This window comes from Pseudomonas sp. GR 6-02, assembly GCF_001655615.1.
Lineage (GTDB): Bacteria > Pseudomonadota > Gammaproteobacteria > Pseudomonadales > Pseudomonadaceae > Aquipseudomonas.
On record NZ_CP011567.1, the window covers coordinates 2593752 to 2606920 of the forward strand.

A 13169-nucleotide genomic window follows, 5' to 3' on the forward strand; every position below is an offset into this window, starting at 1 on the left:
AGCCTTGTGTCAGGCTATATGGAACCTAAGCCTCAGGCGCCATCCTTACCGGGCTCGGCATTGATCAGAATGAATGGCTGCACTTCGAAATACCCTGCGATCTTTTGCTCTTGCTCTGCGCGCCCGAGGAGTCAGAACGCGTATTGCAGGCGGGTGTAGTAGTAACCGCCAGTGAAGCCGAAGGGTGAATAGCTGCCCCAGTTATCGCCGAACGAAGAGTTGCTTACGCCGATATGGTCGGGGTACTTGTCGAACAGGTTCTGTGCGCCGACGGCCACGGTCAGTTGTTTGTTGATCGCATACGCCACGTCGAGGTCGGTGATCCATTTGGCCGAATACTCGCGATCCAGGCTTGGATCGCTTGAGCTGTTGACCTCGGTGTAGGTGCCATAACGGGTCAACCGCAGATTGACGTCGAAGTCGCTGATCGCCCAGTCGGCGGAGAAGATCATCTTGCTGCTGGGGGAGGTTTTGGTAATCAGCGCTCGCGATTGGCGTCCGAGCAACTGGAAGTTACTGCCCAGGGCGGTCAGTTGTGATGGTGTGTCGTTGACGCTGAGAATTTGCGTGTGGTTGTAGTTCAGCGCCGCGGTCCATCTCACCGAGCCGAACTGGTTCAGGTTCTGCCGGTAATTGCCGACCACATCGACCCCGGACGTTCGGGTGTTGGCGCCGTTGGTGAAGTACTGCGCGCCGGCGGTGGCGGGTACGCCGATGCTGTCGAGCAGGGCCGCGACGCCCGGTCCCTGGAAACGCTCGCTGAGCACCAGGCGATCGCGCAGGTTGATCACGTAGCCGTCCACGGTCAGGCTCAGGTCTTCGCTGGGAGTCAGGGCGAAACCGAGACTGAAGTTGGTCGAACGTTCGGGTTTCAACGACTCGGCCCCAAGGGCCTGGGCGCCGGCCGAATCCACCGGCAGAATCACGTAGTTGTAAGACTGGTAGACGCCATTGATGGTGTCGAACCCGGTCGAGCGCGCGGTGAATATCTGGTTGGCCAGCGACGGTGCGCGAAAGCCGTTGCTGATGGTGCCGCGCACCGAGAACACCGGGTTGAACTCATAGCGGGTACTGAGTTTGCCACTGCGAGTGCCACCGACGCCTTCGTTGTAATGCTCGTAACGCGCGGCGACGCCGAGGTACCACTGTTCGACAGGGTAGAAACCCAGGTCGACGTAGCTGGCGACGCTGTTACGGCTGACTTTTTGTGCGTCATCAGGGCTGATGCCGTTGGTGACCTGAGCGCCCGGATCCGGCCGTTGTCCGGCGCGTGGATGGCCGGCGGGAAACACGTAGCCGCCATCGATATACGAGGCTTCGGAGCCGGCGCGGGTCTCATAGCTTTCACGTCGATGCTCGAAGCCGAAGGCAACATCCAGCGGCTTGGCCAGGCCGATTTCGTAGCTGTTTTTCAGGTCCAGGTTGCTGGTCAACTGGTCGGCGATGTAGATGCCGGAGGTGAACTTGTTCGGGGTGTTTTCACCCAGCGACGGGTTCTGGTTGTCGTAGGTGCGTTGCTTGGCGTAGTTGCGCCCGTAGGTGCTGCTCAGGTCCCAGGCCCAGCCGCCGAAATCCTCGCCCTTGGCACCGAAGGCGGACTGGAAGTCGGTTTCGTTGATCAGCCAGTAAGGACTGTAACCGTCGGGATAGCCATTGGGGCCGGTGGTGATGGTGTTGCGCCCATTGGGCAGGCGGAAGTTCTGGCCGTCATTGTTCTCCCGGGTGGCCAGGGTCGAGAACGAATAAAGGGTGACAGTATCGTTCAGCGGCAGGTCGAGGTTGTAGGCGATATCGGCCAGTTGACTGCGGGGCAAGCCGTAGCCTTTGTAGGTGTGGTGGCTGGCATCGGCCTCACGCGGGTCGGGCGAACCGTCGGCCTGCGGATAGTAATGCGCACTGTAGCCATTGCTGCCGGCCTTGTTGTCGCGCTCCTGGTAGCGAGTGTCGAGCGAGACATTGAGCACACCGGCTTCGCCGACCTGAAAACCATAATTGAGCGCTTCCTGCGCGGTTCCGCGTTTACCGTCGTAGCCTTGGCCGAGGGTGGTGTCGGAACTGCCGCCGGTGGTCTGCTTGAGGATGATGTTGATCACCCCGGAGATCGCATCCGAGCCGTACTGTGCCGCCGCGCCATCGCGCAGCACCTCGATGTGATCGATGGACGACACCGGGATCAGGTCGAGATCGCTGGGCGCCGCGCCGCTGTTGATGCCGTTGATGTTCAGCGTGGCGCTGGTATGCCGGCGTTTGCCGTTGACCAGCACCAACACATGGGACGCGGTCAGTCCCCGCAGGGTCGCCGAGCGAACCACGCCGCTGGCATCCCAACCAGCACGGTCGGGCAGGTTGAAGGAGGGGATGAATTTGCTCAGCGCCTCCAACAAACTCGGTTTGCCCACCGAACGCAATTGTTCTCCGGTTACCACGTCGATCGGTGTCGGGCTGGTGGTGACGGTGCGTTCGACAGTGCCACGGTTACCCGTGACGACCACGGTGTCGAGGGTCGGTGAGGCGCTTTCGGCAGCCTCGATGTTGAACGAAGCCAGGCCGCAGGCAATCGACAGCGGCAGTAATAACGGACGGTAAGTCGGCGCCGTGCGGCGCGCTGGGCAGTTGAGCATCAACGTGGAACTCCGTGAATGTCGGATGATGGCCGTGTCACTTCTTGCGCGCGGCGACGGCTTCGATTTCGACCAGCCCGCCCGGCAACGGCAGGGCGACCACCTGCACGGCGGTGCGCGTCGGTTTGTTCGGTTGCGCGGTGCTGCCGAAGAACGGCGTATAGCCTTCCTGCAACCCGGCGAAATCGAGCTTGCCGCCCTTGGCCGGATCACCCACCAGGAACACCCGGAGTTGCACCACATCACCCAGGTCCAGGCCTTGGCTTTGCAGTACGCCTTTGAGCTTGTTGAGGATCGAGGTGGTCTGGGTTGCGGTGTCGCCATAGGCGGCGAAGGTATCCTTCGCTGCTTTTGGGTCATGCAGGTCGGCGAGCAGGCCACTGACGAACAGCAGGTCGGTTTGCGCCGGCACCGACACCGCCAGCGAAATCGGAAAGTTCGAGTTGGGCAGGGCGACGCGTTTGATCTCGTCGGCGTGGCTGCTGAGGGCGGTCGCGGTCATGAGGAGTCCTGTGAGCAAAGTCATGGTTTTCATCGGTCAGTCCTTTATTGGAAAAAGTCAGGCAGCAACGCCCGGTTGCTGGCGTTCGGCATGGCGGCCGATCAGGGAAACGATGCGTCGCGCCGAGTCGGCGGCGCTGTTCTGCCAGATGCCGACGCCACCATGGGCGAGGGCGTCGCTGGCCAGATACGTGCGGCCCTGGGGTTCGTTGAGTATCTGGTAAGCGCTCTCGCCGACCTCGTCATTGACGATCCACGGGCCTTTGCTGAAGGGCACCTTGGCCCAGTTGATGGCCACCGGTTTTTGCAGTTTGGTGCTGTGTCCGGGGTGCAGCAGTTCGACCGCTTGCCGCGAGGAGGCGAACTGTTCGGCGAGGGATTTTTTGCTGAAGGCCTGGGCCGATTCGCTGGTGTTGTAGGCCGCGACCAGAATGCCCTGGGCACTGTTCAGCCGATCACTGGGGTACCACAAACCTTTGACTTCATGGTCCAGATACGACAATCCGCCGTAGATGTTGAAGTCGGTTTCCCAGAAGCGCGGTGACTGCCAGGCGACTTTGTTGGCCTGATCGCTTTGTGCGCTGAGAATCGCTTGCTTGAAGGGGGCACTGAAGTTGCTCGGTAGTTTGGCCAGCAACGGCAGGGGCACAGTGACGATGGCGTAATCGGCGCTCAGCGTCTGGTCTGTGCCGGTCTTGCGGTTCCGGTAGGTGATGCGGCTACCGTTTTCGGAGGTCTGAATATCGCTGACTTCGGCGTTGAAACGCACCGCATCCTTGAGCTTGTCGTAGAGCGCGTAGGGAATCCGGTCCATGCCGCCAACCGGTTGGAACATGGTCGAGGAAAACTCCGGGATTTCATCGAACACCAACGCACCCCAGAGCTTGGGGTTGAGCAGGGTCTGTAGCTCCAGCGGTGCACGGGTGATGCCGGTTTGATCGCCGGCACCGGGGATACGGGTGTAACCCGAGCGCACCGAACCTTTGTATTTGAAGTCGGCGTTGAGGTCGCCATAGACCTTGAGGAAGTTCAACAGTGCCTGACGGTCGTCGACGCTCAAGTCCTGGTCCAGGGCTTTGCGGCTGACGGTTCTCGCCAGCAGTTCCGATAGTTGCCCGCGAGTGTCGTTGACCGCCTGGCGCAATTGGAAGGCCGGTCGTTTCGGGTCCGGCAAGGCCAGTGCGTTGCGGCTGCTGTTGACCAGCACTTGCAGCTCCACGCCCAACTCGCGGCAGTAGCCGAGGATCGTTTGGTGATGGCTGGGAATGCGCGCGGGACCGGCGTTGAAAAAGTGCCCGTCATCGAAGTCGACGGTCTGGCTGACCCCGTCGTCGAAATCGACTTTGGTGCCACGCCGCAGGGTCCAGTTGCGTCCGCCCACTCGCTCTCGGGCTTCGAGTATGGTCACGGTAAAGCCAGCCTTGCGCAGTTCATAGGCACTGACCAACCCGGAAATACCGGCGCCGACCACCACCACATGCTTGCCTTTGCCACTGCTGCCCAGTTGCAACGGGTTGAAGCTCGCCGCCACGGCCTGAGGTGTGAGCCCCAGCGCGCCGAGGGCGCCGACAGCGGCGGAATAGCCACCGACGGCGGCAATACGGGAAATCAGTTCTCTGCGGGTAAAAGCCATCGTGGTGCTCCTTGCGTTCAGGCGGTAAGGAATCCGGTGTTCGCGTTAGGGGTTAAAGGTCGTAGCGCACGGACAACAAGAGGGTTCGTGGGTCGTTGATGGAGTAGAAGCGGGCACCGCTGGAGGGCACGTAGCCGACCGATTGCGGGTAGGCGCGGTCGAGCAGGTTTTTCACCGCCAGCGTGGTGGTCCAGTGACCGTCGCCGGAGATGTAGCGGGTGTTGGCGTTCCAGAAGGTCTGCTGGGGGATTTCCTGGACGTCGTCGTTGAGCGCGTTGGCGTAGGACTTGGTCTGGAACTGGGCATCGGTGCCGGCCAGCCAGGTGCCGGGCAATCCGGCCGGGATGGTGTAGTTGAGGCCGACGCTGGCGTTCCAGCGCGGCGAGAACACCAACTGTTTGCCGTTGGCATCAACACCGGCACCGCTGGCATTTTCGAAGTCGTCGTACTGGCTTTCCAGGTAGCCGAGGTTGGCGGTCAGTTGCAGATCGTTGGTCAGTGCCGTCAGGGTTTCCAGCTCGACACCGTAGGTGTGTGCCTGGCCAACGTTGGTCCGCAGGCTGACACCCAGCGCCGGGTCGTAGGCATTGGTTTGCAGGTCTTTGTAGTCGTTGTAGAACAGCGCGACGTTGGCCCGCAGGCGTTGGTCGAAAAAGTCGCCCTTGAAGCCGGTTTCCCAGGTGGTCACGTCTTCCGGCGAGAACGCTTGCTCAGCCGCGGCCCGGGTTGGCGCACGGTTGTCGTAGCCCCCGGCCTTGAACCCTTTGGCGACGTAGGCGTATTGATTCAGGTGCGGCGTCCAGGCGTATTCGAAGCCGAGTTTCGGGCTGGTGGACTGCCACGACTTGCTTGATTCTGCGGTGAAGTTGGTCCCGGTGATCTGCCGGTTGGTATTGATGGCGTAGTTGGTGTACTCGAAGTTTTTGTGCTCGCGGGTAAAGCGCAGGCCAGCGATCAGCGACAGCTGCGGCGTGATTTTGTAACTGCCCTGGCCGTACAACGCGTAGCTTTCAGTGTTGGTCGTGCTGTATTGGCCCTGGCCGATGACCCGGTTGCGTGCAACGGAATAGGTAAGGTTGTCGCGGTCCGCTTCGAACTTTTCGCGGTACAGGTACAGGCCGGTGCTGAAGCTGAATTTGTCGTAGTCGCCGTTGAGCTGGAATTCCTGGGTGGCGTAGTCCTGCCTGTAGGTGATCAGGTTTTGTTGGATCAGCGCCGCTTGGCCCGAGTTGTCGTAGTCCACCGGCTGGTTGAACGCCGAATAAGCGGTCACTGATTTGAAGTTCAGGTGGTCGTCAATGGCGTAGATAGCGCGCAGCACCGAGCTGCCTTGGTCGAGACGGTTCTTCGGGTCGAGGCTGCTGTAGCTCTTGAATTTGTCGAAGTGGCCGTTGGCATCAAACGGCGTGTAGCTAGTGGTGTCGCCACGGTCGAAGGTGCCGGCCAGGGTCAGTTGCACATCCCATGGCGAATCAATGGGGTTGAAGCGTAGCTTGCCGCGGTAGGACTGGATGTCGACGTTGTTCACATCCTCGCCACGGGTCGGGTTGGAGACGGTGCCGTCACGGGTCAGGCGAATCGCCGAAAAACTGCCGAACAGCGCGTTGTCCACCAGCGGGCCGCTGATCAGGAACCGACCGTTCTGTGCGTTGTAGTTGCCGGCGCCGAGTTCGAAGAAACCCCGGGTTTCCTGGGTCGGATCGCGGGTGATCACACGGATCGCACCGGCGCTGCTGTTGCGCCCGTAGAGCGTGCCCTGCGGGCCACGCAACACTTCCACACGCTCGACGTCGTTGAAGTCGAGCATCGAGGAAATCGCCCGCGGGATGTACAGGTCATCGGCGTACACCGCGACGGCTGCCTCCTGGATCGGGTCGGTTTCGCCGATACCGCGTATCCCGTAGGTCTGGGCGCTGTAGGAGATCGACTGGCGGCTGAGGGTCAGGTTTGGCACTTGCCCGGAGAGGTCGCGGATGCTTTTGATCTGCTTGTCTTCAAGGGCTTTTTCGTCGAACGCGGAAATCGCCAGCGGGGTCTTTTGCAAGTCCTCGGTATGGTGTTCGGCGGTCACGGTGACCACGGGCAGGGCTCCCTCCCTGCCGGCTTCTTCGGCCTGGGCCGACAGCCCGAAAATCGCCAGCGACACGGCCAGCGGCAAACGGTTTGTACTGAAAATGTTGTGCATGGTGAGCCCCGGGTGTGTGAGTGCTGCGTTGGCGTCGTTATGTTTTTTTCGGCAAAGCGTTGCCCGGGCCAGGGGCCGCAGGCCTTGGCGGTGGGGCGGCTTGAGCCGGTTTTCAGGTTTGGGTGTGGCGATTGACCGTGGGGTGGTGTCGGCCGGAAAAACGTACAGTTCCGTGGGCCTCCACCTGGTCAGGGGTCGGTGATGGTTGTAACAGTATTTGTATAAACAGGCGCTGTAAAAGTCCGATTAGTTATAAGTTAATTATAAAAAATAGGTATTAAGTGTTGTATTGAAATGCGTAAAACTGATGTTTATGTGGGGTAGTTAAAACGCATTCGCGGGCAAGCCTCGCTCCTACAGGGGAATGCATTCCAACTGTAGGAGCGTGGCTTGCCCGCGATGACGGTAGATCGACTGGACTCAATACCCGCGTTGTACGTTCGCCTGATTTTCCAACGCCAAACCGTTGAGATAACGCTCAAGATTGGCCAGGAAACTGTCAGCAATATCATGCCGACTGTTGGTGGAAATCGCCGAGGTATGGGGTGACAAGCGCACCCGTGGATGGATGTACAACGGATGTCCGTCCGGCAGTGGCTCAGGCTCGGTGACATCCAGCGAAGCCAGGCCGATCGTTCCGCTGTCCAGTGCTTCAAGCAACGCCCCGTGATCCAGCAGGCCACCACGGGCGATGTTGATCAGGTGCAGGCCGGGTTTGGCACTGGCGAGCACGGCGCGGTCGACGATATGCCGGGTCGCCTCGGTCAACGGCGCGGCCAGCACCAGATGGTCGGAGCGGGCGAACAGTTCATGGATGTCGCGCACCGCCTGCACGCCTTCGACCTCGAGCGGCGTCTGACTCTGCCGCAACGCCAGCACCTGGATACCCAATGCGTGGGCCTTGCCCGCCAGGCTGCGGCCGATGGCGCCGAAGCCGAGAATCCCCAGGGTGCTGCCCTTGAGCGGGGTCAGCGCGCTGAAGTTCCATTGCGAGTCGTGCACCCAAATCTCCGGCAGACGCTTGGCAGCGGCGAAGATCGCCGCCAGGGCGAATTCGGCGATGTTCTCGGCGGCACTGCCCCGCGACGTGCTCACCGGCGGGCCGTTGAACAGCCATTGCGGATAGAAGTCGATGCCTGAAGACACCACCTGAATCCACCGCAGGCCATACGGCCAACCCGGTGGCGGCGTGTCCGGTGCCAGATAGCCGCGCACATTGATTGGCCGCGCCAGCAAGATGCTGACATCCGCCGGCAGGTCGCTGGGCACTCCGACCGGCACGCTGAGGACCTTGGCCCCCGGGTGTGTTTGCTCAAGGCGCTGGCGGATCACTTCGTTGAAGTCTTCATCCAGTTGGCTAGCGATAACGAGCTGGCTCATGGGCGCTCCTTTGGTTGGCGCTGGGCGAAGACCGCTTTACCGACGCCTTGTAGAACGGCGTCATTTTGAGGGGTGTGAACACGGCTGCACAGCACGTCGCGGTAATGCCGTTGCAGCGGATTGTGGCGTGACAGACCGGGATTGCCGGATGCCTCGATGGCCAGCTCGACGGCGCGGATGGCGTTGCCGGTCACCAGGTATTTCAGCTGCGCAGCATTGCTGGCCGGTGTGTGACCGTTCGCGGCAGCGTCAAGCAGGCTGCGGTTGGCGAACAGCAGGGTGTCGATGTGCCCGACGGCTTCCTGAAAGCGTGGCAGGGTCGAGAGCGCCGCCCCGAGGTTGGACGGCTTGCGTGTTTCCAGCCAGCCCACCAGCCAGTCGCGAGCCGCCTGGGCGACCCCGTCATAGACCGATGCCAGCAACACCGACATCCACAGGAAGCCATCGGCATCGAGCTCGGGTTGCGGGGCGCTCCAAGGGCTGACGCTAACCGCGTGGTCCAGCGGCACCAGCACATTGTCGAACACCACTTCATGGCTGCAGGTGGCGCGCATGCCCAAGTGGTCCCAGTCTTCGATGATGCTGATGCCGGGGGTGTCCTTGTGCACCAGCCAGGTGCCGACCAGCGGGTCTTCATCGTTGCTGCGTGCCCAGACACTGAACCAGGTCAGGCCATGGCTGCCGGTGGAATAAATCTTTCTGCCGCTGATCCGCCAACCGGCAGCGGTGCGCCGGGCGATGGTCGCAGGCAGGCCACCACGCGCTGGAGTGCCGAGATCGGGCTCGACCCGCAGGGCGTTGATCAATGCGCCTTGTTGGACCGCGTCTTGCGCCACTTGCAGGCGCAGCGCTTCGGGCCAGTTCTTACTGTCCTGCAAGTGCGCGTGCTGGATGTACTGCATCACCAGGATCAACGCTGTCGACGGCTCACCTTTGGCAATTGCGCTGATTGCGTTGCGTGCCTGGGCCAGATTCGCGCCGCCACCGCCGAGGGCTTTGGGTACGGTCAGGGCGACCAGCCCGTGCTCATGCAGCAGCTTGAAATTGTCATGGGGGAAGGCGCCGCTCTCGTCATAAACGTGGGCAGTGGCACCGAGTTGTTGGCCGATGCTTTCCAGCAATGCTTCGAAGTTGGCCGCTTCCACCGATCGCAGTGGCGGAGCGTGTTGAGAAGAAAGACTCATAGGAATTCACTCAATCAAAAAAAGGTGAGAAGTCGATAGTTGTTCCGATGATCACTGTGGCGAGGGGGCTTGTCGGAACGCCGCATCGCCCCGTTGGGGCGCGAAGCGGCCCCGTTTCGATTTCCCACCTTACCGAGTCGCCTGGTTTTACGACTGCTGCGCAGCCGAACGGGGGCAAGCCCCCTCGCCACAGGTGTTGTCACAATGGAGTGGTGTGTGAACACAGGGTTCATAACGGCAGCAGCTTGAAGTTTTTGTCCCACAACGGACTCACATCGAGCCGTTCGCTCAGCACGCCCGCATCGAAGAACAGGTCGGCGACTTCCTGTTGTGAGGCGATGGCCTGGTCGTTCACTTCGATGATTTTGTAGGGTTGGCTACGGCTGTTGTGCATGTCGAGAAACACCGCTTTGTCGACGCCCAGCAGTTGCGCCGATTTGGTTGCCCAGGGTTCGGGGTTGTTGTTGATCCATTCCAGCGTGCGCGCCTGTCGTTGCAGGTAATCCTGGATCGCCTGCTTGCGCAGCGGGTCTTCCAGCGCGGCGGGCCGGGCGGCGATCAAGTAGTTGCCGGACAGGTAACCCAGGGCGGTTTTCAAAACGCGGGCGCCACTACGGAATTTCGCCAGCTGAATGAACACGCCGTAGATCACCCAGGCATCGAGCTGGCCACTCTGAAACGCGGTGAAACCGTCCTGCGGGGTGAGCGCCACCGCCGTGATGTCGTTCAGGGTCAGGCCCTGTTCCTTCAGCGCCTTGATCAGAAAGTAGTGCGAGGTGGTGGAGCGCACATAGCCGACCCGCTTGCCGCGCAACTGGCCGACCGACTCGACCTTCGAGTCCTTGGGAATCAGGAACACCTGATTGTTCACGTCGCCTTGCAGCACTGCGATCAATCGCGGCTGGCGATGGCTCTGGATCGAGAAGATCGGTGGGATCTCACTCATATTGCCGAGGTCCAGGCTGCCCGAGGCCAGCGCTTCGACGATCAGGTTGCCGCCGGCGAACTCCGAATATTCGACTTTGTAAGGCGTCGTGGCGGTGCCCGCGTCTTCGACGAAGTACGAGTCCTGGCCCCGGTAGGTGGCGACCCCCAGGGTCAGGTCCGAAAGGTTGGTGCTTTGGGCGAACACGCGTGAGGCGAGTCCCAGCGACGACAACCCCAACGCGCCGAGGGCGATGGAGCTGGCCGTCAGGAAGCCGCGCCGATTGAACTGTCCGTGTGTGATCGGTTTGGTCATGGTCAGGCCCTCGTCAGATGGCCGCCAGCAGCGGGTTGAAGGATCCGCTCACTGCCGCGCGTTTTTCTTCAGCCTGCGCGTAACGGTTGACGGGCACTTGCAGGCCAAGGTTGTCGCGCAGGGTGTTGCCGCTGTACTCACTGCGAAACAGCCCGCGCTTTTGCAGCACCGGCACCACGAGTTCAGTGAAATACTGCAGGCCGTCCGGCAACACCGAATTGATGATGAAGCCGTCGGCGGCGTCTTCCTCGAACCACTTCTGAATGGCATCGGCGACCTGTTCGGGTGTGCCGACAAAATCGCGCCGTGGCCGGGAGAAGCGCAGGGCCACTTCGCGCAAGGTCAGGCCTTCGTCTTTGGCCAGTTGCTTGATCCGGTCCGAGCCGCCTCTCTGGCTGTTGGAGCCCAGGTCGCCCAGTTCGGGGAACGGTGCGTCCAACGGGTATTGGCTGAAGTCATGGTCATTGAACGGTCGGCCGAGCGCGACAATGGCATCTTCGATGCTCACCAGCTCCACCGCCTGTTGATAGCGGCTTTCAACTTCCGCGTCATCGCGGCCAACGATCGGACGAATGCCGGGCAGGATCGACAGCTTTTGTGCGTCGCGGCCGAAGCTATTGGCGCGTTGTTTCAGGTCCTGATAGTAGGCGCGCGCTTCGTCGAAGCCCTCGGGGCTGACGAAAATCGCATCGGAATTTTCGGCGGCGAAGTTACGGCCGTCCTCAGAAGTACCAGCCTGGAAAATCACCGGCTGACCTTGCTGCGAACGGGCGATGTTGAGCGGACCTTTCACAGAGAAGAATTCACCCTTGTGTTCCAGGGCGTGCAACTTGCCGGTGGTGAAAAACTCACCGCTTTGTTTGTTGTAGGCGAAGGCGTCGTCCTCCCAGGAGTCCCACAAACCCTTGACCACCGACACGTGCTCCTTGGCGATACGGTAGCGCACGGCGTGGGGCGGGTGCTCGGCCTTGCCGAAGTTGTCGGCGGTGCCGCTGAGCCACGACGTCACCACGTTCCACCCCGCGCGACCGCCGCTGATATGGTCCAAGGATGCAAACTGCCGGGCGACCTGGAACGGTTCGGTGTAGCTGACGGTGACGGTCGCCACCAAGCCGATGTGCCGGGTGGTCGCGGCCAGGGCCGAGAGGATGGTCAGCGGTTCGAAGCGGTTGAGGTAATGCGGGCTGGACTTCTCGTGGATGTGCAGGCTGTCGGCGATGAACACGAAGTCGAACTTCGCCGCTTCGGCCAATTGCGTTTGCTGTTTATAGAAGCCGAAATTCACACTGGCGTTGGCCAGAGCCAGTGGGTGGCGCCATTCGCCCCAGCCATGGCCGACGCCATGGACCATTGCACCGAGTTTCAGTTGACGTTGTTGGCTCATGGTTTCTACTCCTGAATCCGTCGCATCGTTAGCGCGATGCCTGGTTAAGTTGCGCACGCGGTGCGTTGAAGCTTTTATCGAAGCCTTGGGAGACATCGATGTGTTTGGTGAGAATGCCTTCCTGCTGATAGATATCCGCGGTGGTTTGCAGACCGCTGATGACCTGGTCGTCAATCGCTACCGGCGCTATGTGTGTGGCTTTGGCCACCGCCAGGTGCACCGCCAGCGGCAAGCCAGTGACTTGCGCCTGGGCGGCGGCAAACTCTTCGGGATGGGCGTTGGTCCAGCGGTAGGCACGATCGATGCGGGCAACGAAGTCGTCGAGTTGCTGGCGCTTGTCGGTGATGGCCTGGCGGGTGGCGGCCAGGTACAAGTGATTGGTCAGCAAGGTGTCGCCGCTGACCAGCACCTTGGCCTGGCTCTGCGTGGTGGCAATGGTGGTGTAAGGGTCCCAGGTCGACCAGGCGTCGGCGCTGCCGTTATCCAGCAGAATGCGCGATTCGCTGGGCAGCAGGTAAATGAACTGCACATCCTGGGTGCTCAGGCCGACATCGCGCAAAGCCTTGATCGCCAGGAAGTGACCGATGGAGCCGCGGGTAGTGACGATCCGCTTGCCCTTGAGGTCGTGGGCGTCGTTCAGCGGTGAGTCCTTGGGCGCGAGAATCGCCGTGGTATAGCGACCCTCGAAATGCACGATGCTGACGACTTTGAGTGGCGCACCGGCCCCGAGGGCAAACACGTAGGGCGCATCGCCCAGGCCGCCGATGTCCACCGCGCCGGCATTCAGCGCCTCGCCCAACGGCGCGGCGGCGGGAAACTCGGAGAACTGGATTTCGTAGGGCACATTCTTCAGCTCGCCGGACACCTCCAGCAGCACCTTGAGCGTGGACTTCTGATTGGCCACCCGCAGCGGTTGCAGGTCGGCGGCTTGCGCCGTGGTGCCGAGGCTGAGGGCAACGGCCAGCAGTAGCGATTTGAAAGGCAGGGTGATGCTCATAACGGCATGCTCCAGGCGGGTCTTGCTGTTTCAGGGCACCTCCG

General features: G+C 61.3%; 9 protein-coding genes. All 9 read right to left on the reverse strand.

Annotation, left to right across the window (positions count from 1 at the left end):
- Positions 1 to 131: 131 nt before the first annotated feature.
- The 9 genes from PGR6_RS11585 to PGR6_RS11625 all read right to left on the reverse strand — a co-directional run bounded on the left by PGR6_RS11585 (position 132) and on the right by PGR6_RS11625 (position 13125).
- Positions 132 to 2621 carry a TonB-dependent receptor plug domain-containing protein gene (locus tag PGR6_RS11585; protein WP_064617167.1) on the reverse strand — a complete coding sequence of 830 codons (2490 nt, stop codon included), beginning with the start codon at positions 2619 to 2621 and terminating at the stop codon, positions 132 to 134.
- 37 nt (positions 2622 to 2658) lie between these two features.
- Positions 2659 to 3156: a RidA family protein gene (locus PGR6_RS11590; RefSeq protein ID WP_064617170.1), complete on the reverse strand. Its 498-nt coding sequence runs from the start codon at positions 3154 to 3156 to the stop codon at positions 2659 to 2661.
- Positions 3157 to 3180: 24 nt separating this feature from the next.
- Entirely contained in the window at positions 3181 to 4755 is a 1575-nt protein-coding gene (locus PGR6_RS11595; protein ID WP_019649118.1) for a flavin monoamine oxidase family protein, read from the reverse strand.
- Between the two features lie 52 nt (positions 4756 to 4807).
- Positions 4808 to 6940: a TonB-dependent receptor gene (locus tag PGR6_RS11600; protein ID WP_064617172.1), complete on the reverse strand. Its 2133-nt coding sequence runs from the start codon at positions 6938 to 6940 to the stop codon at positions 4808 to 4810.
- Between the two features lie 420 nt (positions 6941 to 7360).
- The gene (locus tag PGR6_RS11605; protein ID WP_064617174.1) at positions 7361 to 8320 is read right to left on the reverse strand and encodes a D-isomer specific 2-hydroxyacid dehydrogenase family protein; all 960 of its coding nucleotides are present in this window, start codon (positions 8318 to 8320) and stop codon (positions 7361 to 7363) included.
- Positions 8317 to 9504 carry an acyl-CoA dehydrogenase family protein gene (locus PGR6_RS11610; RefSeq protein WP_064617176.1) on the reverse strand — a complete coding sequence of 396 codons (1188 nt, stop codon included), beginning with the start codon at positions 9502 to 9504 and terminating at the stop codon, positions 8317 to 8319. Before PGR6_RS11610 ends, PGR6_RS11605 begins: the two co-directional genes overlap by 4 nt.
- 229 nt (positions 9505 to 9733) lie before the next feature.
- The gene (locus tag PGR6_RS11615) at positions 9734 to 10744 is read right to left on the reverse strand and encodes an ABC transporter substrate-binding protein (protein ID WP_064617178.1); all 1011 of its coding nucleotides are present in this window, start codon (positions 10742 to 10744) and stop codon (positions 9734 to 9736) included.
- 13 nt (positions 10745 to 10757) lie between these two features.
- A complete protein-coding gene (locus tag PGR6_RS11620) occupies positions 10758 to 12128 on the reverse strand; it encodes an LLM class flavin-dependent oxidoreductase (RefSeq protein WP_064617180.1) in 1371 nt (456 codons plus the stop codon).
- Between the two features lie 28 nt (positions 12129 to 12156).
- Positions 12157 to 13125, reverse strand: a complete 969-nt coding sequence (locus PGR6_RS11625) for an ABC transporter substrate-binding protein (protein ID WP_064617182.1) — start codon at positions 13123 to 13125, stop codon at positions 12157 to 12159.
- Positions 13126 to 13169 lie beyond the last annotated feature (44 nt).

Bases quoted from the DNA above. Each gene is read 5' to 3' on its own strand.
- PGR6_RS11585 (WP_064617167.1), bottom strand. From the start codon at position 2,621: ATGCTCAACTGCCCAGCGCGCCGCACGGCGCCGACTTACCGTCCGTTA.
- PGR6_RS11590 (WP_064617170.1), bottom strand. From the start codon at position 3,156: ATGAAAACCATGACTTTGCTCACAGGACTCCTCATGACCGCGACCGCC.
- PGR6_RS11595 (WP_019649118.1), bottom strand. From the start codon at position 4,755: ATGGCTTTTACCCGCAGAGAACTGATTTCCCGTATTGCCGCCGTCGGT.
- PGR6_RS11600 (WP_064617172.1), bottom strand. From the start codon at position 6,940: ATGCACAACATTTTCAGTACAAACCGTTTGCCGCTGGCCGTGTCGCTG.
- PGR6_RS11605 (WP_064617174.1), bottom strand. From the start codon at position 8,320: ATGAGCCAGCTCGTTATCGCTAGCCAACTGGATGAAGACTTCAACGAA.
- PGR6_RS11610 (WP_064617176.1), bottom strand. From the start codon at position 9,504: ATGAGTCTTTCTTCTCAACACGCTCCGCCACTGCGATCGGTGGAAGCG.
- PGR6_RS11615 (WP_064617178.1), bottom strand. From the start codon at position 10,744: ATGACCAAACCGATCACACACGGACAGTTCAATCGGCGCGGCTTCCTG.
- PGR6_RS11620 (WP_064617180.1), bottom strand. From the start codon at position 12,128: ATGAGCCAACAACGTCAACTGAAACTCGGTGCAATGGTCCATGGCGTC.
- PGR6_RS11625 (WP_064617182.1), bottom strand. From the start codon at position 13,125: ATGAGCATCACCCTGCCTTTCAAATCGCTACTGCTGGCCGTTGCCCTC.